Source organism: Agriterribacter sp. (genome assembly GCF_035497235.1).
In the GTDB taxonomy this organism is placed as follows: domain Bacteria; phylum Bacteroidota; class Bacteroidia; order Chitinophagales; family Chitinophagaceae; genus Agriterribacter.
Window position 1 is genome coordinate 223,666 of sequence record NZ_DATJEB010000051.1, and the last position, 25,061, is coordinate 248,726.

Annotated in this window: 20 protein-coding genes; 9 read left to right on the forward strand and 11 right to left on the reverse strand. The window is 42.6% G+C overall.

All coding sequences use genetic code 11. The features are described 5' to 3' along the window. From VL121_RS18190 to VL121_RS18205, 4 genes are all read left to right on the forward strand, one after another. A complete protein-coding gene (locus tag VL121_RS18190; RefSeq protein ID WP_325408022.1) occupies positions 1-402 on the forward strand; it encodes a cytochrome C in 402 nt (133 codons plus the stop codon). A gap of 14 nt (positions 403-416) precedes the next feature. Continuing rightward, positions 417-812: a group III truncated hemoglobin gene (locus VL121_RS18195; protein ID WP_325408024.1), complete on the forward strand. Its 396-nt coding sequence runs from the start codon at positions 417-419 to the stop codon at positions 810-812. A gap of 269 nt (positions 813-1,081) precedes the next feature. Beyond that, positions 1,082-1,438 (forward strand): DUF488 domain-containing protein, encoded by a 357-nt coding sequence (locus VL121_RS18200; protein WP_325408026.1) that lies wholly within the window; start codon positions 1,082-1,084, stop codon positions 1,436-1,438. Between the two features lie 13 nt (positions 1,439-1,451). Further along, entirely contained in the window at positions 1,452-1,949 is a 498-nt protein-coding gene (locus VL121_RS18205) for a hemerythrin domain-containing protein (protein WP_325408028.1), read from the forward strand. A 218-nt stretch (positions 1,950-2,167) separates the two neighbouring features. On the opposite strand, the gene VL121_RS18210 is transcribed toward VL121_RS18205, so the two are convergent. Next, the gene (locus VL121_RS18210; RefSeq protein ID WP_325408030.1) at positions 2,168-3,283 is read right to left on the reverse strand and encodes an acyltransferase family protein; all 1,116 of its coding nucleotides are present in this window, start codon (positions 3,281-3,283) and stop codon (positions 2,168-2,170) included. Positions 3,284-3,469: 186 nt separating this feature from the next. Here VL121_RS18210 and VL121_RS18215 point away from each other — a divergent pair, with 186 nt between their 5' ends. The 3 genes from VL121_RS18215 (at position 3,470) to VL121_RS18225 (ending at position 11,479) form a co-directional block, all read left to right on the forward strand. Next, positions 3,470-6,508 carry a SusC/RagA family TonB-linked outer membrane protein gene (locus VL121_RS18215; protein ID WP_325408032.1) on the forward strand — a complete coding sequence of 1,013 codons (3,039 nt, stop codon included), beginning with the start codon at positions 3,470-3,472 and terminating at the stop codon, positions 6,506-6,508. 34 nt (positions 6,509-6,542) lie between these two features. Beyond that, complete coding sequence (locus VL121_RS18220) at positions 6,543-8,063, forward strand: RagB/SusD family nutrient uptake outer membrane protein (RefSeq protein WP_325408034.1); 1,521 nt, start codon at positions 6,543-6,545, stop codon at positions 8,061-8,063. Positions 8,064-8,161: 98 nt separating this feature from the next. Beyond that, complete coding sequence (locus tag VL121_RS18225; RefSeq protein WP_325408036.1) at positions 8,162-11,479, forward strand: VCBS repeat-containing protein; 3,318 nt, start codon at positions 8,162-8,164, stop codon at positions 11,477-11,479. On the opposite strand, the gene VL121_RS18230 is transcribed toward VL121_RS18225, so the two are convergent. The 3 genes from VL121_RS18230 to pdxH all read right to left on the reverse strand — a co-directional run bounded on the left by VL121_RS18230 (position 11,476) and on the right by pdxH (position 14,761). After that, positions 11,476-12,171, reverse strand: coding sequence for an LOG family protein (locus tag VL121_RS18230; protein WP_325408037.1), 696 nt, complete (start codon positions 12,169-12,171; stop codon positions 11,476-11,478). The two genes, VL121_RS18225 and VL121_RS18230, sit on opposite strands and share 4 nt — an antisense overlap. Positions 12,172-12,387: 216 nt before the next feature. Beyond that, a complete protein-coding gene (locus tag VL121_RS18235; RefSeq protein ID WP_325408038.1) occupies positions 12,388-13,911 on the reverse strand; it encodes a sodium:solute symporter in 1,524 nt (507 codons plus the stop codon). Between the two features lie 205 nt (positions 13,912-14,116). Further along, positions 14,117-14,761: a pyridoxamine 5'-phosphate oxidase gene (gene pdxH, locus VL121_RS18240; RefSeq protein WP_325408039.1), complete on the reverse strand. Its 645-nt coding sequence runs from the start codon at positions 14,759-14,761 to the stop codon at positions 14,117-14,119. Between the two features lie 138 nt (positions 14,762-14,899). On the opposite strand from pdxH, the gene VL121_RS18245 reads away from it, so the two are divergent. Beyond that, the gene (locus VL121_RS18245) at positions 14,900-17,755 is read left to right on the forward strand and encodes a DEAD/DEAH box helicase (protein ID WP_325408040.1); all 2,856 of its coding nucleotides are present in this window, start codon (positions 14,900-14,902) and stop codon (positions 17,753-17,755) included. A gap of 344 nt (positions 17,756-18,099) precedes the next feature. Here the strand turns inward: VL121_RS18245 and VL121_RS18250 are convergent, their stop codons facing one another. Beyond that, a complete protein-coding gene (locus tag VL121_RS18250; protein ID WP_325408041.1) occupies positions 18,100-18,222 on the reverse strand; it encodes a hypothetical protein in 123 nt (40 codons plus the stop codon). Between VL121_RS18250 and VL121_RS18255 the strand changes: the two genes are divergently transcribed. Beyond that, positions 18,215-18,820, forward strand: coding sequence for a DUF3298 and DUF4163 domain-containing protein (locus tag VL121_RS18255; RefSeq protein ID WP_325408042.1), 606 nt, complete (start codon positions 18,215-18,217; stop codon positions 18,818-18,820). The two genes, VL121_RS18250 and VL121_RS18255, sit on opposite strands and share 8 nt — an antisense overlap. Positions 18,821-18,872: 52 nt before the next feature. Here the strand turns inward: VL121_RS18255 and pyrH are convergent, their stop codons facing one another. The 6 genes from pyrH to VL121_RS18285 all read right to left on the reverse strand — a co-directional run bounded on the left by pyrH (position 18,873) and on the right by VL121_RS18285 (position 25,037). Continuing rightward, the gene (pyrH, locus tag VL121_RS18260) at positions 18,873-19,583 is read right to left on the reverse strand and encodes a UMP kinase (RefSeq protein WP_325408043.1); all 711 of its coding nucleotides are present in this window, start codon (positions 19,581-19,583) and stop codon (positions 18,873-18,875) included. A gap of 302 nt (positions 19,584-19,885) precedes the next feature. Next, positions 19,886-20,254, reverse strand: a complete 369-nt coding sequence (locus VL121_RS18265; protein ID WP_325408044.1) for an HPF/RaiA family ribosome-associated protein — start codon at positions 20,252-20,254, stop codon at positions 19,886-19,888. A gap of 318 nt (positions 20,255-20,572) precedes the next feature. Continuing rightward, complete coding sequence (argH, locus tag VL121_RS18270; RefSeq protein ID WP_325408045.1) at positions 20,573-21,874, reverse strand: argininosuccinate lyase; 1,302 nt, start codon at positions 21,872-21,874, stop codon at positions 20,573-20,575. Between the two features lie 257 nt (positions 21,875-22,131). Continuing rightward, a complete protein-coding gene (locus VL121_RS18275; protein WP_325408046.1) occupies positions 22,132-23,220 on the reverse strand; it encodes a M20 family metallo-hydrolase in 1,089 nt (362 codons plus the stop codon). Beyond that, the gene (gene argB, locus VL121_RS18280; protein ID WP_325408047.1) at positions 23,213-24,007 is read right to left on the reverse strand and encodes an acetylglutamate kinase; all 795 of its coding nucleotides are present in this window, start codon (positions 24,005-24,007) and stop codon (positions 23,213-23,215) included. Before argB ends, VL121_RS18275 begins: the two co-directional genes overlap by 8 nt. A gap of 7 nt (positions 24,008-24,014) precedes the next feature. Beyond that, positions 24,015-25,037 carry a Rossmann-fold NAD(P)-binding domain-containing protein gene (locus tag VL121_RS18285; RefSeq protein WP_325408048.1) on the reverse strand — a complete coding sequence of 341 codons (1,023 nt, stop codon included), beginning with the start codon at positions 25,035-25,037 and terminating at the stop codon, positions 24,015-24,017. Positions 25,038-25,061: the final 24 nt, after the last annotated feature.

Sequence of the window (25,061 nt, forward strand, 5' to 3'; positions counted from 1 at the left end):
ATGGAAGATAAAAGCACCATATTTATTTTTCTTGATGGTGATGAAGCCCCCATCGCCAGGCTTGTTTCACCGGTGAATTTTGAACTGGATACCCGTAAGCTGGTAGACGGCAGGCATACCCTTAAAATTGTGAGTAAAGATCCCAGCGGAAAAGAAGGGCTGCGCATTATTCCGTTTGAAGTAAGGAACGGCCCTGCTATTGATGTAGCGGGCATTAAGGAAAATGCCGTGGTAGACGGCGTACTGCCATTGATGATAAATGCCTATGGAAAAGGCAATTCAAAAGATTTTATGATCAAGGGCAGCGAAACGCCGCAAAGTATTCCTTCGTGGGTGTGGATACTTATTATTGGTATTGGCGGCTGGGCCTTATACTATCTTGTTGCCTATATAAATATGTAATATATAGCCCGATTATGAGTGAAATAAAAGACATATTGACCCTGGAGGATGTTAAAAGGCTGGTTGACATTTTTTACGGAAAAGTGCGGGAAAACGATATGCTGGCGCCAATATTTAATGAGCGCATACAAAACAGGTGGCCCGAGCATATGGGAAAGATGTATACTTTCTGGCAAACGATTTTATTGGAAGAGCGTACCTATTTCGGCAGCCCTTTTCCACCACATGCTCAACTACCCGTTGATCATGCACATTTTGAACAATGGATGCAATTGTTTACACAAACCGTTGACGAACTGTTTGTTGGTGAAAAAGCCAGTGAGGCAAAATGGCGGGCGGGCAAAATGGCTGAAATGTTTGAATATAAAATAGAACACTACCGGAAAACAGGGTTTAAAAATTTGTTATGAAGCGGCTGCTTTTTGTAACTATTATGAGTGTGTTTTTATTTATTTCATTTTGAACCGGAATGTTCAGGGTAAGTTTTTGTACGGTGGAATTGTGTTAATATTAATTGCGCAAACCTTTTGGCTGTTACCGTACTTAGATGCACGTGCAGATATTATTATGAGCGGAAAAGAGGCAACTCCCTCTTCTTTACACTGGGTATTTGTAATGGCTGAACTGGCAAAAGTGTTTTTATTACTTTTTATGAGTATAGCTTTATTTAAAAGAAGGTATGCCTGTAGTACAGATTAAAAGAATATATGAACCATTGGAGGAAACTGATGGCTTTCGTGTGCTGATAGACAGGTTATGGCCCAGGGGCATAAAAAAAGAGATGGCCCATATAGATATTTGGATGAAGGAGGTTGCGCCTACCACCGCTTTACGCAAATGGTTTAACCATGAGCCGGAAAAATGGGCCGAATTCAGCAGGAGGTACACTACCGAACTGAAAGATTCGGATGCTGTTAAGGAATTGGTTGACAGGGTACAAAAGCACAAAAAAACCACCTTGCTTTATTCGGCACACGATGCGCAGCACAACCAGGCCCTGGTATTGCAACAATTCATAAAAGCGCTGATAAAATAAATTAAGCAAAATTATGGACCCTAAACCCATTAAACGAAGTGCAGATATCATGAAGCTTTCCCGCGAGCATCATTTTAGCTTATTGTTTTGCTGGAAAATACGGGAAGGCGTAAAAAAGAAAATAGCGCTGTGGCGCATGATGCAGTACGTACAGTATTTCTGGGATGCCCACCTGCGGCCCCATTTTGCTGAGGAAGAAGCAATTCTTTTTGCTCCCCTGCAGGATGAAATGGTATTGAAGGCTATAGCGGAGCATGAAGTTATAAAACAGGGCGTTGAAGCCCTTAAGATACTACAGGACAAAAACGCGGCGGATGCCTTCGCGAAATTTGCAGATCAGTTAGATAAGCATGTTCGCTACGAAGAACGGGAACTGTTTCCACACTTAGAAAGAATCTTAACTGAGGCGCAGCTTGAAGCTATTGGCAGGCAGTTAAACGCGTTGCCGGCCGATCCTTTACAGGATGATTATGAAGATGAGTTCTGGAAAGAAAAGAATGCTTCGCTGTAGAGCAATTTGAAATTGATGCAGGTCGCAGGTTACGGGTTTCAGGTTTCAGGGAAAATCCGTTTCAATCTGAGCTTATCGTTTATTATAAATTACTGAGTTGTCAGTAGTGAGTACCTTCTCTGGAATTTAAAATTTGAATTTTATTTGGTTCTTATTATTTGCTTCTTGGTTCTTTGTATTTCTTCGGATTTCACATTTAAGGCTTCGGGCTTCCCCCCTTATACTTTCAAAAACACTTTCTTCTTATACAAAAAATACAGGAAAGCCCATTTTACGGCGATATAGCAAAATACAAAAGCAACCGCGCCATAAGGGTCTCCCGACAGTTGGATAAGCCATTCAAAAAAAGCGTTCGTGGTATTTTTCCAGTCAATAAAATGTCCCGACATATAAATTAAAATGGAGTTCATGCCGATAACCACAAAAAAGAAGGCCCATTTTTTATATCCCTTTACATCTATGATATAGTAAAAAATAGCCAGCAGCACCATGCTTAATCCGCCAACCTGCAGCGCGAAAGAACTCGACCATAAATTTTTATTAATAGGGAAAACGAGGTTCCATACCTGTGCTATTACAATCAGTATGGCGCCTGTAACAAATATCCGCGCCGCTTTGGCAGCAGGCGAAAAACTGCTGTTTTTCAGGAATCCTCCTGTTAAAATACCTAAAAGCCCGGTGGCAATGGCGGGGATAGTAGAAAATAACCCTTCCGGATCATGAATATTATTTACATACAATTTACCGGGAAGGAATAAACGATCAAAATAGGAGGCGAAATTACCTTCTATGGTAAGGTCACCTGCGGGAAATCCCGGGGCAGAGGCACATAATAGTATGATCCAATATCCCAATAACAAACTTCCGGCCCATATCATCCGGCTTCTTTGACTTTTGGTATACAAATAAATAATATTAGCGAACATATAGGCTAACCCAATTCGCCCCAATACGCTACCAAACCTCATTTCAGAAATAGGTTGTATGCGCAGATCATTATTATAAATGATACCCAGCACAACTAAAATCAATCCCCGCTTAATTACCCGCCATAGCAGCTTTTGCCGGGACACGCCTTTTTCCAACTGGCGGCCAACAGAATAAGGCGTAGCTACGCCGGCTATAAAAAGGAACAAGGGGAATATCAGGTCGTAAAACCGGAAGCCATTCCAGTCGGGGTGCGAAAACTGGTGTGATAAACCGTTCCAGAACGGGTTGTCTGTTGCTTTGGAAAGGGCATGAAATATACGTTCGCCGCCCATGATCCAGAACATATCAAAGCCTCTCAGGGCATCTAATGAATATAAGCGCTGTGGGCCTAAGGATTGAGACATACAAAGAATATTATATGAGATGGGTTGAAAAAAATCATCGAATATAAGCATTGTTGGGTTTCGGCGTTCCCTGTAAAAAATAAATTTTTTATGAAAAAAAATTGTTAATATTGCAACTACAACTTTGTGTATTATATACACATTTCAGAGTAAAACTTCTATACTTAAAACTCTAATTTGCTTGTTATGGCGCCAAAACGTTTGCTGCAAGGTATTGCCCTGTCAATATTCCTGCTGTTCTTCTCTCTTTCCACCGCGTTAGCTCAAAACAAAACCATTACCGGTAAAGTAACGGATAGTAAGGATAGTGCTCCTTTAGTGGGGGCAACCATCCAGGTTAAAGGTTCCCGTTCGGGAACTACTACCGGCACGAGCGGCGATTTTACGATTACTGTTCCCGCTTCTGCAAAAATATTAGCGGTATCGGCGGTTGGTTATGAAAACCAGGATGTGCCGATTGACTCAGACAATCTTTCTGTTTTGCTCGTTGCGTCTACTTCCAACTTAGATGAAGTTGTGGTAGTGGGTTATGGTACTGCCCGCAAAAAAGATCTTACCGGCGCTGTTACCAAAGTATCAGCTAAAGAATTTAATACCGGCGTGGTCTCCAATCCCCTGCAGCAAATACAGGGAAAGGTTGCCGGTTTGGTGATCGTGCAGCCGGGAGGAGACCCCAATGCCGACCTTACTGTTCGTTTACGTGGCGCCACTTCTTTAACCGGGCAACCCCCGTTGGTAGTAATAGATGGTATAGCGCTGGATGATTTTAACCAGGCTATTAATACACTTAATCCTACCGATGTTGAATCGTATGATATATTAAGAGACGCTTCGGCTGCCGCCATCTACGGATCAAGGGGTGCAAACGGTGTTATCATCATTACTACTAAAAAAGGAAAATCCGGAAGAACGCAGGTTGATTATGCGGGATCAATTGGTATTTCCAATATTTCAAGAAAGCTGGATATGCTTTCCGCCGATGACTGGAGAAAGGCTATACCCAATGAGTGGAGAGATTACCTGGCGCTGGATCTTGCTAATAATCCTAATCCGGATTCATTGGCACAGGCCAATTTAACCGCATTAGATAAAGGTGTGAATGTAGATTGGGTGGATGAAATTACACGCCCCGCGGTGTTTACTTCGCATTCAATAGCTATTGGGGGCGGTACCGGGAACTTCAATTACAGAGCATCGGTTGGTTATGTGGATCAGCAGGGTGTTGTTGTAAATAGTGGAAAAAAAATGACAACTGCACGTTTCACTGCAAATCAAAAGGGTCTCGATAATAGATTGAATGTGCAGTATAATTTGAATGCCAGCACTACAAAGAGAGATTTTCTTCCCGATCAGCGCAACACCTCCCAGGGTGTAACAGATGGCGGTAGCGCTGTTTTTAACCTGGCATACAACTATCTTCCCGTTTACCCGGTAAAAAATGCAAACGGGAGTTATTTTCAGATTATAGACCAGGACCTGGAGAATCCATTAGCCAGGTTAAAAGATGTATACAGTAAAAGACAGGATAATTTTTACCAGGGTTCAGTAAAAGTGGATTATGAATTCTTTTCAGGGTTTAAATTAGGTACATTCGGAGCCATGTCGAGGTATAATGATGTGTTTGATTATTTTGAACCCAAGATACCGGAAAAAAATAACAGTCCGGCTGCTGTAAAAGCAAACGCGAATAAAGCCATATTCAATGGTGATATACATGCTAATTACCGCAAAGAATTTGGAGCGCATAGCATTAATGTTACCGGCGTATATGAATACAACAAGTTTGTAAATGATGGTTTTGTTGCGGGGGCACGGGGGTATATTGTTCCTGAATTATTGAACAATAACCTGGGTGCTAATTCAGATATCCGTTCCAATGATATCGGATCGTACAAGGGTGAGGTCAAACTGGTTTCTTTTCTCGGAAGGGTAGAATACAATTTTGATGATCGCTTTTTAGTAACGGCTAATTTTCGCAGGGATGGATCTTCCAAATTTGGAGCTAACCACAGGTGGGGAGATTTTCCTTCCATATCGGCAGCCTGGACAATGAGCAATGAAGGATTCATGAAAGATATACCCTGGCTAAACTTTTTGAAACTCAGGGCAAGCTATGGATTAACGGGTAACCAGGACAATATTGGTTCGTACGCCTATCAATTGTTATACGGAACCCAGGGATTGTATTATGATAATGGGAACTTATTACAGAGCTATGGTGTTTCGCAGGAAAACAATCCCGACTTAAAATGGGAAGTGCGTAAATCCATGAATTTTGGTATTGACTTTACCCTCTTAAACAACAGGTTAAGTGGTACGTTAGATGTATTTAGTGATAAAACCCAGGATATGTTGTTTACCTATGATCTGCCACAACCTCCGTTTCTTACCAACAGGGTAACCGCCAATGCGGCAACGGCTACTAATAAGGGTGTTGAATTATCGTTAAACGGAACCATCATCAGGAACAATAATTTCTCCTGGAATGCTTTATTTAATGTGGGTACACTACGTAATAGAATTACCAACCTCAATGGCAATTTTAAAGGAACGGAATTGGTGATCAGCAGGCGTTTATATGGTTATGCAGACGGGCGTGGTTTAAGTAACGCCTATATTTCCGTGTTACAGCCGGGTTATACTGCAGGCGCTTTCTGGTTGTGGGAATTTGCCGGTTTAGATGCTACCGGAAAGCAATTGTTCAATGACTATGATGAGAATGGCAAGGTAGTAGGCACCACACGCGATCCGAAAGATGATGATCGTGTATTCATAGATCCTACTCCTAAGTTTACCTGGGGCTTTACCAATAACTTTACTTATAAGGATTTTGATCTCAGTTTTGCTATAAGGGGAGTACAGGGGCAGAAAGTATTTTCCAATACTATACTGAATCTCGCAACGATTACGCGTTTAGCAGGGAATAATATTCTTAAAGAAGGACTGACCAATGGCATTACGGAACAGCCGCAGCCTTCAACTTACTGGCTCAAAAATGCGTCATACATGAGAATGGATAATGCCACACTGGGTTATAATTTTAAAATGAACTCAAAAGTAGTTCAGTATTTGAGGGTATTTTTCGCAGCAAACAACCTGTTTGTTGTTACGCCCTATAAGGGAATAGATCCAGAGATTAAAGTAGACGGCGACAGGAGATATATTGACAGAAACTATTATCCAAAAACGCGTTCATTCACTTTTGGTATAAACATGTCTTTATAAAATACTATTGATACTGATCTTTAAAAATATTTTTATGATACAACGTTTTTGCAGATTAACCTTTTTAACTGCTGTATTAACAGGTGTTTTTTCCTGTACCAATCTTGATCCCAAAGTGTATGACCAGATAGAGAATTTCTGGAATACACCTGAGCAGGTAGCGGCCGGTGTGGCGCCAGCCTATTCCGGGTTAAGAGGACTGCCAAGTGGCGCTATCTTTAATTTAAATGAAGTTACTTCCGATGAAGTTGTGGTGCCTACCCGGGGTAGCGACTGGTACGATAACGGGGCATGGCAGCAGTTATGGCAGCATGGCTGGGATCCCAATCATGGGGATATCTCCAGCGCATGGACTTTTATTTATACCGGCGTAGCCAATATTAATCGGATACTTCAAACGGTTGGGGCACTGGAACCTGCTCCATCAGACCTGGCTGGTATTCAGGCTGAATTAAAAACCATACGTGCTTTTTATTATTTCCAGGCATTAGATCTTTTTGGCAATGTGCCTGTTGTTGAAAATTACGAAGTGGATTTAACCACTGTAACCAATAAACCCCGTGCTGAAGTTTTTGCTTTTGTAGAAAATGAATTGAAAACCAACCTGCCTAATCTTAGAGATGCGGTTGATGGAAGTACATACGGCAAAGTTACCCAATGGTTTAGCCAGGCATTGCTGGCTAAATTATACCTTAATGCCCAGGTATACACCGGTACGCCTAAATGGGCGGAATGCATTGCCGCCTGCGATGCTATTATAAACTCAGGGAAGTATAGCATTCAACCTAATTTCTTTGATAATTTCAAAGTAAATAATGAATCATCCGTTGAAAATATTTTCGTTATACCTTTTGATGCAACCAAAGGGTTGGGTGGATTGAATACGCAAATGCAAACCCTGCATTACCAGAGCAACGAAACATTTGGGCTGGCCGCTACACCATGGAATGGATTTTGCACAGTCGCTGACTTTTATAATCAATTTGATCCTGTTGATAAACGGAGGGAGATGTTCCTGGTAGGACAACAATATAGCCGTACAGGAGAACCCCTGGAGGATCTCCAGGTTAAGCTTCCTTTGAAATTTGACCCGGATGTAACAGCGATCTCAAGTGCAGCACCAAGTTTTCGCATGGCTGGCGCGCGTTCTGTAAAATATCAGCCTACACCTAATACTACCGGTGATATGAATAACGATTTTGCTGTTTTCAGGCTGGGAGATATTATTTTAATGAAAGCGGAAGCGGAATTAAGAAGCGGTACGGGTGACCCGGTGGCTACTTTGAATTATCAATCGAGTGGTGTTTCTATCAGGAGCAGGGCCGGACTTCCGGATTTTACAAGCATTAATCTGGATGATTTATTAAAAGAAAGAGCCAGGGAAATGGCATGGGAAATGTGGCGCAGGAATGACCTGATCCGTTTTGGCAAATACTTAGCTGCAAGGGTTCCGGAAAAAGCCGTTTCTCAATCCTTCAGAACGCTTTTCCCGATACCTAAGGCGGAATTAGACAGGAACAGTAACCTCACCCAGAATGACGGGTATCCCCAATAGTTTTAATAACAATTATATGGTAAAGCAAGTAACCCGTGGTGTTACTTGCTTTATGTTTTTATATTGAAGCCCTACATTTGCTTCTATTTCTGTTGCGTATGTTTAAATCATATTTCCGCTATATAGCCTGTTGTGTCCTGTTATCCGGTGCCTGTACAAACAAAGAGGACGCCTATATTCCACCTGCGGACCCCCTGTTTACACAACTGGATAAAGCGCAAACCGGTATTGCTTTCCGTAACGATTTACAGGAAGACGCCAGTTTTAACGTGTTTAACTACCGGAATTTTTACAACGGCGGCGGCGTTGGTATTGGGGATATTAATAACGATGGACTGCCGGATGTGTATTTTACCAGTAACCAGGGAAAGAATCATTTATACCTTAACAAAGGTAACCTGCAGTTTGAAGATATAACCGACAAAGCAGGCACAGGTGGTGTAAAAGGATGGAGTACCGGTGTGGCCATGGCGGATGTGAACGGAGACGGACTTTTAGATATATACGTGTGTAATTCGGGCAATATTAAAGGAGACGACCGCGCCAACGAATTGTTTATTAACCAGGGCAACTTAACCTTTAAGGAGGAAGCCGCCCAATACGGGCTGGAGGAAAAAGAGGGGCTAACCACCCACGCTGTATTTTTCGATTATGACCTGGATGGCGACCTGGATTGTTATATACTTAACAATAGTTTCCGGCCGATTGCCAGCTTCGGCTATAACAAAAATATCCGCAATGTACGCGATCCCAAAGGCGGCCATAAACTGTACAGGAACGATGGCGGTACATTTACCGATGTAAGCGAAATAGCGGGTATATATGGCAGTGAGATTGGCTTTGGACTGGGTGTTAGTGTAACCGATGTAAACGGCGACCAGTGGCCGGATATTTATGTGAGCAACGATTTTTTTGAGAAAGACTATCTCTATATCAATCAAAAAAACGGCACATTTAAAGAATCCATAGAAGAAAGTACAGGTCACCTGAGCCTTGCTTCTATGGGGTCTGATATTGCAGATATTAATAATGATGGCAGACCGGATATCTTCACCACCGAAATGCTTCCGGAAGATGATTACAAATTAAAAACGGTTACAAAATTTGATGATTACGATGTGTTTAATGCGAAAGTGAAAGGCGATTTTTATTACCAGTATCTTCAAAACGCGTTACACTTAAATAATGGAGATAATACTTTTTCGGAGATCGCCTTTTTGGCTAACGTAGCGGCTTCAGACTGGAGCTGGGGCGCTTTGATCTTTGATTTTGATAACGATGGATGGAAAGATATACTGGTTTGTAATGGTATTTATAAAGACCTTACCAACCAGGACTTTATTGACTTTTTGGCGAACGATAAAAACAGGATACGCGTGATAACGGAAGGAAAATTCAATTTCAGGGAATTCTTAGACTCCATTTCTTCCAATCCTATTCCCAACTACGCTTTCGTGAATCAGCACAACCTGTCATTTGCAAATCAATCCTACCAGTTGGGATTGGGCATGCCCGGCTTTAGCAATGGCGCTGCTTATGGCGACCTGGATAATGACGGCGACCTTGACCTGATAGTGAATAACGTAAATATGGAATCTTTTGTGTACCGTAATAATGCTTCACAAAAACGCAACAGCAGCTACCTGCGGGTTAAACTGCAGGGACAGGGAAAGAACAGCAATGGAATTGGCGCCAAAGTTTCGGTATATGCGGGCAAAGCGGTGCACGATCTGTATCAAATGCTTTCCCGTGGTTTTCAGTCCAGTGTTGATCCTGTGCTTACGATTGGATTGGGCAGCAATACCGCCATTGATTCGCTGGTAATAATATGGCCCGATATGCGCAAACAAACGCTGAAAAAAGTAAGCGTCAATACTACCGTGTTAGTGAAGCAGGAGGAAGCGGATGAAAAATTTATTCAGGAGCCGCCGGTTCACCCGTTATATACCGATGTTTCAGCAAAGTTCATTTCGGGTAGTTCAACACACAGGGAAAACTTATTTATTGATTTTGACAGGGAAAGACTGATGCCGAAAATGGTTTCCATGGAAGGTCCTAAATGCGCTATAGCGGATGTAAATGGAGATGGGCTGGATGATGTTTTTATTGGTGGTGCGAAATCGGGTATGGGTAAACTGTTTTTGCAACAGGCCAACGGCACCCTGGTGCATTCTCCGCAAAAAGCATTTGATGTGGTTAATACCACCGACCAGACGGGTGTTGTTTTTTTTGACGCCGATAAAGACGCCGATAATGACCTGCTGATCGTATACGGAGGCAATGAAGATAAAGGTGCGGCTGCAACGCTGCGTCCCCGCCTGTTTTTAAATGATGGGAAGGGAAATTTCTCCTATGCGCCACAAAACCTGCCTGTTATTACCACTACCGCCTCCTGTGCAAGGGTTGCCGATATGGATGGCGATGGCGATATGGATATTTTCATAGGCGGGCGTGTTTTGCCGGGTGAATATGGTTTAACGCCCACTTCATTTCTTTTGATCAATAATGGTAAGGGAAGCTTTACGGAAGAAACGGATCGCCTTGCGCCGGGGTTAAAAGAAGCAGGAATGGTTACAGATGCACGCTGGGCCGATACAGACAATGACGGAAAACCTGAGCTTATACTGGCCGGCGACTGGATGCCATTAACCCTGTTTAAAAACGCAAACGGGAAATTAATAAAAACCGAATTGCCGGCTTCCGGCGGGTGGTGGAATTGCATTCAGGCAGCAGACCTTAACGGTGACGGTTACGTGGATTTTGTGATCGGAAACCTTGGGCTGAATTCAAAAATAAAAGGTGATGCAGCGCATCCTGTGGAACTGTATGTAAAGGATTTTGATAAAAACGGGCAAACGGAATCTGTACTGTGCTATTATAAGTCAGACAGCATATCCTATCCTTTGCCTTTGCGCGGCGACATGGTGATGCAGATGCCCGGGCTCAAAAAGAAGTTCCTGAAATACGCCGATTATGCGGGTAAAACCATTCACCAGGTTTTTTCTGAGCAGGAGCTGGAAGGAGCGTTGATAAGAAAAGTAGAGCAATTGAATACCTGTATGGCGATCAATGACGGTAAAGGAAATTTTACCTTACAACCGCTGCCTTTGCAGGCACAGTTCTCTCCCGTGTACGGTATTTTAACAACCGATCTTAACGGAGATGGATTAACCGATATATTAATGGGAGGAAATTTCTTTGGGGTAAAACCGGAAATAGGAAGATACGATGCCAGCTATAGCTGTTTTTTGAAAGGAGATGGAAAAGGCAATTATACGTTTGTACCTAACTCAAAAACAGGCATGATCGTTAAGGGTGAAGTAAGAGATATTATACAGTTGCAGCACAAAAAAGAATCTGCAATTCTTTTTATAAAAAATAATGACGCCGTGCAGGTATTTAAAAGAAGCCACTAAAAATTCGGAGCCAGCTGCCTGGTACGGTAATAGTCAAGCATATAGTTCACCACTTCTTCCGCGGTATCAACAATTTCAAATAAGGCAAGGTCTTCGGGGTTAATGTTGCCTTCCACCAGCATAACATCTTCAAGCCAGTTCATTAAACCCTGCCAGTATTTCCTGCCTACCAGCACCATGGGCATTTGCCTGAACTTTTGGGTTTGTATTAAAGTGGCTACCTCAAAAAATTCATCAAGCGTACCAAAGCCACCGGGCATCATTATAAAGCCCTGCGAATATTTGGTGAACATAACCTTGCGTACAAAGAAGTAATCAAAGTTCAGCAACTTATCCTTATCAATATAATCGTTAGGACGTTGTTCAAAAGGGAGATCAATGTTTAATCCTACACTCTTGCCATTTGCCAGTACTGTTCCTTTATTAGCGGCTTCCATAATACCCGGTCCGCCGCCGGTAATAACGCCAAAGCCTTCCTCCGACAGCCTGCGGGCAATTGCTACAGAAAGATCATAATATATAGTACCCGGCTTTGTGCGGGCCGAACCGAATATGGAAATGCAGGGACCGATCTTAGATAACGACTCAAACCCATCTACAAACTCCGCCATTATCTTAAATATCTGCCAACTGCTGTGCGCCATGCTTTCCTTCCAGTGCCTTTCCTTAAGTGTTTTGATGGTTGCATTCATACTGTGTTTTTTTGGGTAAAAATTGTATTCAACTATTGTTTAGCTATCTTGACGTGGAACGGCAGAGGAGAGACGATAAAGGTGAAAGATCCTTTTACCCCTCACAGTTCTCGTCTCACCTTTCAGTTCTCACGCTTCACGTTTAACACAACCATAGATGATAAAGCCACCGCTTATGCAGTGGCATCTTTATACTACAACGCAGTACGTGGTAATTTAGTTTGTGGAGTCCGCTTTTTTTGAGATGGATAATAAGCCCAGGAAAGTAAGCAGCCCGTTGTAGATCAGCAGTTCATACCCAATTTTGAAATTACCAAAAAGGGATAGGGAAAGGGATTTAATATTTTCAACCCACTGCCCGCTTAAATTCAGTTGTGGCTGATACCATTCCATATTGTTGATCATATCAATGCCAAGGATCAGTAATGGCGCCAGCAAACAAACGTATAGCGACAAGCCATCGTTGATGATCCGCTTACTTAGAATACCGAAGGCAAATAAGCCAAGCAACGGACCATAAGTAAAGCCTGCCACTTTCAGAATAACATCAATGATAGATTTATTATCTACCAGCTTAAAACCTAACACAACAATAAAAAATATAAAAGCAAAAGTAAAATGGGTAGTCAGTCTTACTTTTCGCCGCTTGCTTTCACTCCAGTCTTCCTTTCTTTTTAAACCCAGGATATCAATACAAAAGGAAGAGGTTAGCGCGGTTAATGCGCCATCGGCGCTGGGGAATAACGCAGAGATCAGCCCGATGATAAAAATAATAGATACTGCAGTTGGCATGTAGCTCAGCGCAGCGGTAGGGAACAAATCATCCGGCGGAACGTGGATTCCTTTTTCGGCCGCAAAAATGTACAATAGTCCGCCCAAGAAAAGAAATAAGAAGTTTACCAAAGCCATGATGATACTGAAAGTAATCATGTTCTTCTGGGAATCTTTCAGGTTTTTTACACTAATATTTTTCTGCATCATTTCCTGGTCAAGCCCTGTCATGGCAACTGTAATAAAAGCGCCGCCCATAATATGCTTTAAAAAATGAGAGGAGCTGTTGGTATCCGTATTGAATATCCTCGTTAAGCCGAGGCTGCCCAACTCATTTAGTGTGCCGGAAAAACTATGCCCGAGGTTGTTCATGATAAAGATGATACAAACGATCAGTCCAAGCAGCATGAAAGAAGTTTGCAGGGTATCGGTAAACACAATGGTTTTAACTCCGCCTTCAAAAGTATAGAGAATGATCATCAGCAGTATAATAACCGTGGTAAGCCAGAAAGGCATTCCCAGGTTATCAAGAATAAATATCTGGAGAATATTGATAACAAGGTATAACCTGGCTGTTGCACCCAGCGTTCTGGAGATGATGAAAAAAAAGGCGCCTGTTTTATAGGAGATCATTCCGAAGCGGTGCTGCAGGTAATTATAAATGGAGGTAAGGTTTAACCTGTAATAAAGGGGCAAAAGAATAAAAGCGATTAAAAAATAGCCGATCAGGTACCCGATAACCACCTGGAAATAAGCGAAGCCCGCACCGCCTACCGTTCCGGGTACCGATACAAAAGTTACGCCCGATAAGGAAGTGCCGATCATGCCAAAAGCCACCAGCATCCAGTTGGAATTTTTATTGCCAATAAAAAAAGAGTCATTATTGGAGTTTCGCGAAGTGTAATAAGCTACCACTAAAAGCAAAACAAAGTATCCTACTACAAATGAAAAAAGCAGCCAGGGCGACATATGGTATTATTGAAGTTCGGGAGGAAAGATAAAACTTTTATTTTTTATTAATTATATATCCCCATGTTTTGCTGTCACGCAGTTCGGTTAATTTGGAATGCACCCCACCACGCTCAAAAAAGGAACCTGCTGTTGTAGGGAGCGTGTGATGCCGCTATGGCTTTGTCCGGCGGCTATAGTATGTATAGCAGATCATCTTTAGTTGCTAAGGCGCCAGCCGTTCTATATTCCATTCATTATTATTTTGCAAAGTATACTGTAAGCGATCATGTAGCCGGCCTGGTCTGCCCTGCCAGAACTCCATAATAATGGGGCGCACAACATACCCCCCCCAGTAGTCGGGTCTTTGGATTGGTTTGCCGGATAGCAACCTTTTATTCTTTTCAAATTGCTCATCTATCCAGTTCCTGCTTTCTATTACCCTGCTTTGCGGTGATGTAAAAACGCCAATGCGGCTGTTCTCCGGGCGGGAGTTAAAATACGTATCGCTTTCCGCCGGGTCTGCCTGCTTTACCAGGCCTGTAATTCTTACCTGCCTTTCCAGTTCTTTCCAGAAAAAAACGAGACAGGCTTTAGGATTGTCTGCTAACTGCCGCGCCTTAAAACTTTCATAATTGGTAAAGAACATGAACCCTGCTTCAGAAAAATCTTTTAACAAAACGATCCGTGCCGATGGAATGCCATCGGGCGAGGCAGTAGCAAGGGTCATAGCGTTTACTTCATCAATTTCAGCGTGCAGGGCCTCCTGCCACCACTTGTCAAACTGTTTGATGGGATTAATATGTGCATCGGGTTCAAGTAAAACCTGCTTTGAATAATTATGGCGGATTCCGGCTATTTCACTTTTCATAATATATGAACCGTTTTGATGATCGGCGTAACAAAGATAGTTGCAAATTGAATTGTTCTTATTTAACGCATACCTGCTTTTATCACGGTATTCATTTTATTTTTGCAGCATTGCATCTGTCTGTTATAATATTGCTGAATGGAAAAAAATGTGCGTTCCGTATTGTTATTTACTCCCTTGATGATATCGTATGGTAAGGCTGCGGTAAGTTTACTGAAAATAGAAAAAAAAGATAAAGCGATAAATTATAGCACTGCTGCCCTGGAATGGGCTGTAGTGAGAAAGGGGTTCAGGGATTATCCCAAACCGGCGAAAGATATACTGATGAATTGCTGCGCGGAGACTTTGTCTGAAACCCGTGCGGTTATAAAAAAAACTTTCGCGCTGAGGAGCAATGACGAAACATTTGAAGCTTTCTCTTCTAAAAACTATATCAAATACTGGCATAGAATGCTTGACGCGTTTCAGCCTTATTTTCAATTAATAAAATGGTATCACCAAAAGCAGCAGTCCGGCAAAAAAACATTGCTTACCGCTCCCTGCAGCTTCAGCAGTTTCAGACCTAAGCTAACTTTTGAAGTAACAAAAGAGCAGGAAAGGCTTCGGCTTAAAATTAATGTGCTTATTCATAACAGCGTTTACCCGGTAGAAATATTTGCCCGTACCCATTTTTTATTAGAAAGTAAAAACGAATATTTTATACTGTCTTATACCGATTATCTTACCCTCGAAAACCTGCAGGCTGCAAATTGGGCGCAGTATCAAAATACACCCGATCTGTTCGCCCTGCACATACTGGCTCCGTTAGAAGAGCGCTATACCGTAAACCGGAACAATCATTTTGCTAAACCGGAATTTGTGGCAATTCCTGTTAGCCGGCTCATGCTAAGCGAACTCAATAACGCTTTTTTGATGCTTACCCCGCAATGGTTGTATGACGGGCATTTAACTGACGGTGAATGGAAGGATAGCTTTGAAGTGAAAGCGGAAGGCGCCATCCGGGTGATGAAGAGAAATAAGGAAGCGGAAACACATTTCATACAAACGCTGGTTGCCCTTCATCCTAATTTTAGCAGTCAGCGCAACGGTTACTTTTACCTGTCTTTTGCTGAAGCGCAAAAAAAGCAATGGTTTCAAAAGGCGTATCACCAGTTGCTGCAGATGAATATTGAAATAGTGGGTATGGATATGTTGCGGTATTTCCGCTATTCTTCACATACTGCCCAAACTATCATGAAAAAAATAAGTGAAGATGAGTACCTCCTGTTATTTGAAATGGAGTTGCTGTTTGGAAAAGAAAAGATACCGTTGAATGAATTACAAAGCATGTTATTAGCCGGGCAAAAAGCGGTATTATTAAAAGACGGGTCGTTGGGTATACTTAGTGAAGAATGGCTGGATGAATACGCGTCCATTATTAAACACGGCAAGGTAAAAAACAATACCATTGAATTGCTTCGCTGGATGGCGGTGGCGAAACAGGGCGCTGCAATAGAAACACCTGAGCTAAAGCTGGCTATACAAAATAGCTGGTGGCAAAAATGGAAGCAATGGCAATCAAATGCCGGACAGTTATATGCACTTCCGGCAACGGTAAATGCTACGCTCCGGCCTTACCAGCAAAAAGGCTATGAATGGATGCTGTTGTTAAATGAAATAGGCGCCGGCGCCTGTTTGGCCGATGATATGGGATTGGGTAAAACGCTGCAGGCCATTTGCGCAATTGTTTATATGATTGACAAGCATCCTGCTTCAAAGCATATTATCATTTGCCCTGCTTCGCTGGTATACAACTGGCAGCAGGAACTGGAACGCTTTGCCCCGGGCGCACGAACGATTGTGTATCACGGCGCTTTACGGCAAAAGGAACAGCTTACAGATCCGCAGGTGCAGGTTATTATTACTACTTATCATACCATGCGCAGCGATGTGGAGCTGATCGGTGAGCAGGCTTACGGGGCTGCCGTAATTGATGAAAGCCATAATATAAAAAATCCTGCTACGCAGATAGCGCGGGCGGTAATGACACTCAGGGCTATTTTTCGTTTAGCCTTAAGCGGTACTCCGGTAGTGAACAACACGTTTGACCTGTATACACAGCTTAATTTTGCTGTACCGGGTTTATTCGGAAGCCGCGATTTCTTTAAAAGAGAATATGCTGATCCTATAGACAACAACCAGGACGAAGAGAAAATAGCTACATTAAAAAAACTTACCGCGCCATTTATACTGCGCCGCACCAAAGAGCAGGTAGCAAAAGATTTGCCGGATAAAACCGAGTCTATTTTGTGGTGTGAAATGAACGGATTGCAAAGAAACGTATATGAAGATATTTTAGCCCAAACGCGCAGCAGCATTTTCCTGGAGATTAAGAAAAGCGGGTTGGCAAAAAGTAAGTTATCCATTTTGCAGGCCATGACGAAACTGCGGCAGGTATGCAGTTCCCCGTTGCTTTTGCCCGATAGGGAACCCTGTGCGGAATCCGTGAAGACGGAAGTATTAATGGATGAGTTGCATAATATCCTGGGTAACCATAAAGCGCTGGTTTTTTCTCAATTCAGTGCTATGCTGCACCTGCTGGCGGCAGAATGCAAAAAGAATGGATTCGCCTTTTATCATTTCGACGGGCAAACAGCTCCTGCTAAAAGAACAGAAATGGTAAATGCTTTTCAGGAAGCAGACAACAAGGTGAATTTATTCCTGATTAGTCTTAAGGCGGGTAATACCGGGCTTACACTTACTTCCGCTGACTATGTTTTCTTGTTTGATCCCTGGTGGAATACCGCCGTGGAGACGCAGGCAATAGATCGCACCCACCGTATTGGTCAAACCAGGAATGTGTTTGCATATAAAATGATCTGTAAAGATACTATTGAGGAAAAAATAATTACCCTGCAGCAAAAGAAAAAGAAGCTCTCTGAAGACCTGGTATCGGCCGATGAAGGCTTTGCCAAATCACTTACGGAAGAAGATGTGCAATATTTATTCAGTTGATGAAAGGATAAAAACGGGTATTGTTAAAATTAAGGATTTGGGTGAACAGGCGCCAACCCATTTCTTTATTTCATTATTTTTAGCCGGTTATATTAACCTGTATATATGCATTTAAGAATGTTAATCACCGTGGCGGCCTGCATTTATTGCTTTGCCGTACCGGCTCAAACAATAAGCTGGTAAAATTAAATTGATGGCTTTTATGCCTGGCGCCATTCATTCCGATGAAATATTTACAGTAATGGTTTCGGGTAACACCTGCAGGGGCGAATGGTGCAAAGCGGCCACCGGTAGTGCACCACTTCCCGTTGCCCTGGTAGAAAATGCTTTAACACCGCTTCCATTTACATATATATATACGAAGCCGCTTCACTGCAACTTAATCCCGCTTTACCACAATCGGCCCGGGCTACTTTTAGCGCCGCGGCAGTGTGGCCAAAAGAAAATACGGCTTCCGGGATGTTCATAAAAAAAGTAATTGCTGAAATCTTTGATGAGAAGCACAGCGGTGAAGAAATGGAAGCCCTGTTGTTGCGCCAAAAAGAATCGTTTTTACAAAATTATCGTGAGGAGAATAAAAACGTATCGGATAGTGATATGGTTTCCTCTCCTTCAGCTTATATGCTGGAAGTGGACCACCGGGTACATATCATGTATCAATCTGCCCGTTTACTAACCCTTTCCAATTTTAATTACGCTTACACCGGTGGGGTGCACGGCAATTACAGCACCTCCTGTTTGGTTTTAGATATTGGCGATAATAAGCGATTGCTGTTAGGGGATATAGTAACAGGTAAAGGAAAGCTGCAACTGAACTCATTGCTGGAAAAGCATTTTAGAAAAAGCAGGGGATTAAAAAAGAATGAAGCGCTAAATGGTACCGGAGGCTTATTTGAAAATAAAATTGAAGCTCATGATAATTTCTATCTTACGTTAAAAGGAATTGGTTTTAGCTATGCGCCTTATGAAATAGCACCTTATTCAACCGGGGAAGTAAACATCTTTATCCCATTTGCAGATATGAAGGGGTTGCTTAAGCCCGCTTTTAAAAAAACCATTCAATAATAGCAACACGCAGGCAATAAGGATGCAAAGCAATAAGGAAAATAAGGCCTGCTTACCTGACTAATGTACCTACTTTTTCACCCTTCACCACGCGAAGCAGGTTGCCGGGTTTATTCATATCAAAAACAATGATAGGCAATTTATTTTCCATGCAGAGCGTAAAGGCTGTCATATCCATCACCTTCAGGTTTTTATCAATGCATTCCTTAAAGCTTATGGTTTCGTATTTGGTAGCCGATGGATTTTTTTCGGGGTCGGCGGTATAAATGCCATCCACTCTTGTTCCCTTTAAAATTACATCTGCTTTTATTTCTATTGCCCTTAATGAGCCTGCCGTATCTGTAGTAAAGTAGGGATTACCGGTGCCGGCGCCAAATATTACAATCCGTTTTTTTTCAAGGTGGCGAATAGCCCTTCTGCGAATATAGGGTTCTGCGATCTGTTCCATTTTAATAGCGCTCAGCAAGCGGGTAAATAAACCTGCTTTTTCGAGCGATGCCTGTAATGCCATGCCATTAATAACCGTGGCCAGCATGCCCATATAATCACCATGCGCTCTTTCTATACCTGTTTCCGATTCGTTCATGCCGCGGTAAATATTACCTCCGCCAATTACAATAGCCACTTCCACGCCTGCCTCATGCACCGACTTTATGGCTGTAGCGAAATTCGTTAAAATGTTGGGATCTAATCCAAAACCGCTGTTGCCTATGAGTGATTCTCCGGATAGTTTAAGCAGAATACGTTTGAATTTTTGTTGCATGCGGGTGGAATTTTCGTTGCGAAGATAGGGGAAAATATGAATTGCGATAAGCAGGCTTTTCAAGTGGATGCATTCCAAATTGTCGCCGGCTGGTGTCTCCACCGCCCACATGAAGCAAAGCAATGCAACAATTTGGAATGCATCCTTTCAAGTTCACCCGGCATTGCCTGGCCTGATAATGGTTTATATCGGAGCAAATGAGTATCCTATTAATGGGTACTGCAAAACAATGCCAGCCTGTTAATAGCTGGCATAGATTAAAAACTGTACAATTCTTTTTTCTAAGTATTATGTTCCTTTTTTCACAGCGATTTTTTAGCCGCTTTCCTGGCCACCTTTGCAGATACTTTTCTGTTTGCCGTTTTCTTTCTATTGGCCAGTTGCAATTGTGTTTTGCGGATCCGCAGTCTTCTTTTGGCTGCTTCAGCCGCTTTTAAAACGGCATCTTCAAAAATAGAGGACTTGGTTTTGATATATTCGTCCTTACCGGGAATACGAATGTTAAGGGTACAGTTTACAACTTCGTTTTTGCCTTTTACTTCGTTCAGCAGGGTTACTTCTACTTCCTGGATATCTTTATAATATTTGTCCAGCGAACTCAGTTTCTGGGTTACGAATGCTTTTAAAGACGGGCTGGCACGATGTCCCGGTGTTTCAATACGGAATTTCATGATGTAATATTTTTTTAATAGTGAAACGTAAATTTTGACTGTTATTCAACCACAGGTTTTACATAGGTAGCAGGCAACATTGCGATGAATTTTTCTTTGCGCTATGCGCCTATGTGTTAACTGTCCCAAAATACAAACAATAATAAACTGCTTCTTTATTTTCGAACATGTCAGATTTACGTTAATGAATAGCAAACATACGCATGTTAATGAAAGAAAGAACTGATTCCCGGAAGATAATCAAATGATTCCTGTCAGGAACTCAAAATAACCCTGTTCCTGATTTGCAATAAGCATACGAGCCTTAAAACAAATCGTTTACACAAACTTACCTAACACCTTCTCCATCGCATCTACAATTTTATCATTGCACAAATTCCCTATACTTCCCTCATGTGTATGGTGTAATTGCTTTTTATAATCAAAATTAAATTCGCCTTTTTCAATCTCGTTCCCTACCTGGCGGTATGCATCGCGGAATGAAATACCCTGGTTTACTAATTCATTAACCGCTTCCACACTGAACAGGTATTTATATTTTTCATCGTCCAGTATATGATCCTTTACGCTGATATGGGACAGCATCAGCACGGTCATTTGAATGCACGCTTTTAATGCTTCTATGGCAGGAAATAATATTTCCTTGGTAAGCTGCAGATCGCGATGATAACCCGATGGTAAATTATTGATAAGCAGGGTAAGCTCATTGGGGGTAGATTGAATGCGGTTGCATTTTGCCCTGATCAGTTCAAATACATCAGGATTCTTTTTGTGGGGCATGATGCTGCTGCCGGTAGTAAGCTCATTGGGAAAAGAAATGAAGCCGAAGTTCTGGTTAATATATAAACAGGCGTCCATTGCCAGTTTGCTTAAAGTTGCCGCCACGGTACTCAGCCCCATAGCTACTATTTTTTCCGTTTTACCACGGCTCATTTGCGCGTATACGGCATTATTGTTAAGCCCGGCAAACTGCAATAGTTGTGTAGTAAGTGTTCTGTTCAGCGGAAAGGAAGAGCCATAACCGGCACCGCTGCCTAATGGGTTTTTATTGGCCACATGATAAGCGGCTGCCAGCATTTCCAGATCATCCGTTAAGCTTTCGGCGTAAGCGCCAAACCATAAGCCAAAGGAAGAGGGCATGGCAATTTGTAAATGGGTATAGCCGGGTAATAATTTATCCTTATACTTTTCGCTTTGTACTATCAGCAGGTCAAATAATGCTTTTACTTCTTGCTTTACATTTAATATTTCGGCGCGCAGGTATAATTTTAAATCAACCGCTACCTGGTCGTTGCGGCTTCTGCCGCTATGTATTTTCTTCCCTGCTTCGCCTATACGTTGGGTTAACAGGTATTCCACCTGTGAGTGCACATCTTCAATACCCTCTTCTATAATAAATTTTTGCTGATCAATTGCTGCCAGGATATTTTCCAGTCCGTTTACGGCCAATTCTCCCTCTTCCCTGGTCATCAATCCCACCTGTTGCAGCATTTTTACATGCGCAACAGAGCCCAGCACATCGTAGCGGGCAAGCAGCAGGTCAAATTCCTTGTCGCGGCCTACGGTAAATTTTTCAATCAGCTCGTTGGTAGAAGCATTGTCTTTTTGCCAAAGTTTCATGTATGTAAGTTACAGGTTACAAGTTACAGGTTGCAAGTTACAGGTTACAAGTTGCAGGGTTGAATAAAGGCGTCTTAGGTTTTGAATACGGGAAATTCGTTAAGGTTGCTGAAACCCACTGAATATATACGTTGATCTTTTTGCTAAGAGATTCGTATTCTTCCCTGATTCTTTTATAAATATTTCAATAAAAATACAAAACAAATATTTTGAATGCATTATGTATTTCCCCTGCACCTTGTAACCTGCAACTTATTCTACAACAGCTTTTCCAACAGCTTCACATACAACCCAATTCCTTCTTTTATTTCATCAATGTATATGTATTCATCGGCCGTATGACTTCTTGCCGAATCGCCGGGTCCTATTTTTAATGCCGGAAAAGGTATTAATGCCTTGTCGGAAGTGGTGGGTGAGCCATAGCAGGTTCTGCCCGCTTCCAGTCCGGATTTAACAATAGGGTGATCTAAGGCGATGGAAGATGATCTCAGGCGCAGGCTCCTGGGTTGTACTTCACAGCTTACATGCCTTCGTACGGTATCAAGTATTTCCTCAAAAGTATAGCATTCATTTACCCTTATATCGGCTACAAAGCTGCACTGCGAAGGCACCACATTATGCGCCTTATTTTCGGTTTCAATAACGGTTACGCTCATCTTCACCGGGCCCAGGAAATCAGACACCCGCGGAAACCGGAAAGACCGGAACCATTCAATATCTTTTATGGCCTTGTAAACGGCGTTGTCCCCTTCTTCCCGCGCCGCATGACCGGCTATGCCGGTAGCGGTACAATCTGCTACCAGCAAACCTTTTTCGGCAACGGCCATTTGCATTTGCGTAGGTTCGCCTACTAACGCAAAGGCCCACTGTCTTTCCGGCGGATTGAAAGAAGTGCTATGCAGCAACAGTTCAATGCCCTCCTTCCCCGATATCTCTTCTTCTGCGCTGGCAGCATATACGAGGTTATATTTCAACTCCGGCCGGTTGTAAAAAAATAAAAACGTAGCCAGCAGCGATACCAGCGGCCCACCCGCGTCATTGCTTCCCAAACCATACAGCTTTCCTTCTTTTTCAACAGGGCTGAAAGGGTTAAGGGTATAGGCCTTATTAGGCTTTACCGTATCGTGATGGGAGTTGAGCAGGATTGCCGGCTTCCTTTCATCGAAATATTTGTTAGTTGCGTATACGTTATTGCCAATGCGGAAATGCGGTATTCCCTTTTTAGCAAAAAACAAACCAATCAGTCCGGCCGTTTGATCTTCCTCTTTACTAAATGAAGGCACGGCTATCAGTGCTTTTAATAACTGAACTGCTTCAGCGGTTAATATGGAAATAGTATTATTCATTTATAATGGTTGTGCCCGCGTTGCCGGAGAGTAATTGTTTCAACGCCTCCGCTTTCCCGATCACTACTTTTTTTACGCCACTGTCAAGCGCTGCAAAAGCATTATCTAATTTAGGTATCATGCCGGCAAATATTTTTTGTGCAGCTTTTAATTCCCGGTAAGCGGCCGGGTTAATAGTTGCAATAACCGTGCTGTCATCACCGGCGTCCAGTAACACGCCGCTTTTCTCGAACGAATAGATAAGGGTTACATCATAAAAAGCGGAGAGGGCTTTGGCTGTTTCCTGTGCAATGGTATCGGCATTGGTATTAAGCAGTTGCCCTTTTTTATCGTGTGTAATAGGGGCCAGCACCACTGTGAAGTTTTGTTCCAGCAGGGTATTAAGCAATGGAGCATTCACCTCATCCACATCTCCTGCAAAACCGTAGTCCGTATTTCCGGATACTATTCTTTTGTGTGCAAGCACGGCATTGCCATCCGCGCCGCTTAGTCCTATGGCATTGCAGCCATTGGCCTGTAACCGGGCCACAATGTTTTTATTAATGTAGCCGGCATACACCATAGTTACTATCTTAAGGGTTTCCGCATCGGTAATTCTTCTGCCGTCAACCAGTTGCTGTGCAATGCCTGCTTTTTCGGCCAGTTTGGTGGCTAATTTTCCGCCGCCGTGCACCAGTATACGTGCAGCGCCGTTTTGGAGTGCAGCAAAAGATTCGAGGAAGGCAGAAAGCTTTTCTTCGTCATCAATAATGTTTCCTCCTATTTTAATTACGTATGCTTCCTTCATGCTGTTATTATGTGGATTGGCGCCGTAATATTTCCGACAAAACAGCCTGTGCCGCCCACACACGGTTGGAAGCCTGCTGTGTAATAATACTATTGGATCCGTCTAATATCTCGTCACTTAGCTCCACGTTGCGTCTTACCGGAAGGCAGTGCATTACTTTTGCACTATTGGTTAAGCTTAGCTTTTCATTCGTCAGCATCCACTCCGGGTCGTTGCAATATATTTTTCCGTAATCGGTATAGGTACTCCAGTTTTTTACATACACAAAATCAGCCCCTTTCAGCGCCTCTTCCTGGTGGTGTGTTATGGTTGCGCCCTTCGTAAACCGCTCGTCTAATTCATAATCTTCCGGATGGGTAATGGTAAAATCGGCCCCGCCCCACGCGTTTATCCATTGTGAAAAGCTGTTAGCAACACATTGCGGCAATGCTTTTACATGCGGCGCCCAGGTGAGTACAATTTTTGGTTTTTGGTTTTTGGTTTGTAGTTTGCGGTTTTGCAGAAGCTCAGTAATGGTTATAATATCCGTGAGGCTTTGTAAGGGGTGCAGTGTTGCGCTTTCAAGACTTACAACGGGTATGCCGGAATATTTAATAAATTGATTGATATACAATTCGCTGTAATCGTCTTCACGGTTTTTTAAAGAAGGGAAAGTGCGGATACAAAGAATATCAAAATATTTGCCCATAATGGGAGCCGCGTCTTTTACATGCTCCACTTTATTTCCGCTCATAATGGCTTCGTCTTCAAATTCCAAAGCCCAGCCTTCACTGCCTACATTAAATACAATGGCTTCCATACCCAGGTTTTGCGCCGCAATTTGCGTGCTTAAACGGGTACGCATACTGGGGTTCAAAAATAGTAGTCCTATGCGCTTATGCAAACCCAGTGTTTGATGCATGAACGGATCTGCCTTGTAGGCTAAAGCCAGTTTTGCCAGAGCGTTAATATCCTTTACATCGTTTGCAGAAACAAACCGGCTAATGCCTGACGGTGGAATCTGAAGCAGATTTTTTGATTGGAAACCCATTTCTTTATGATTATAAAAGCGTAC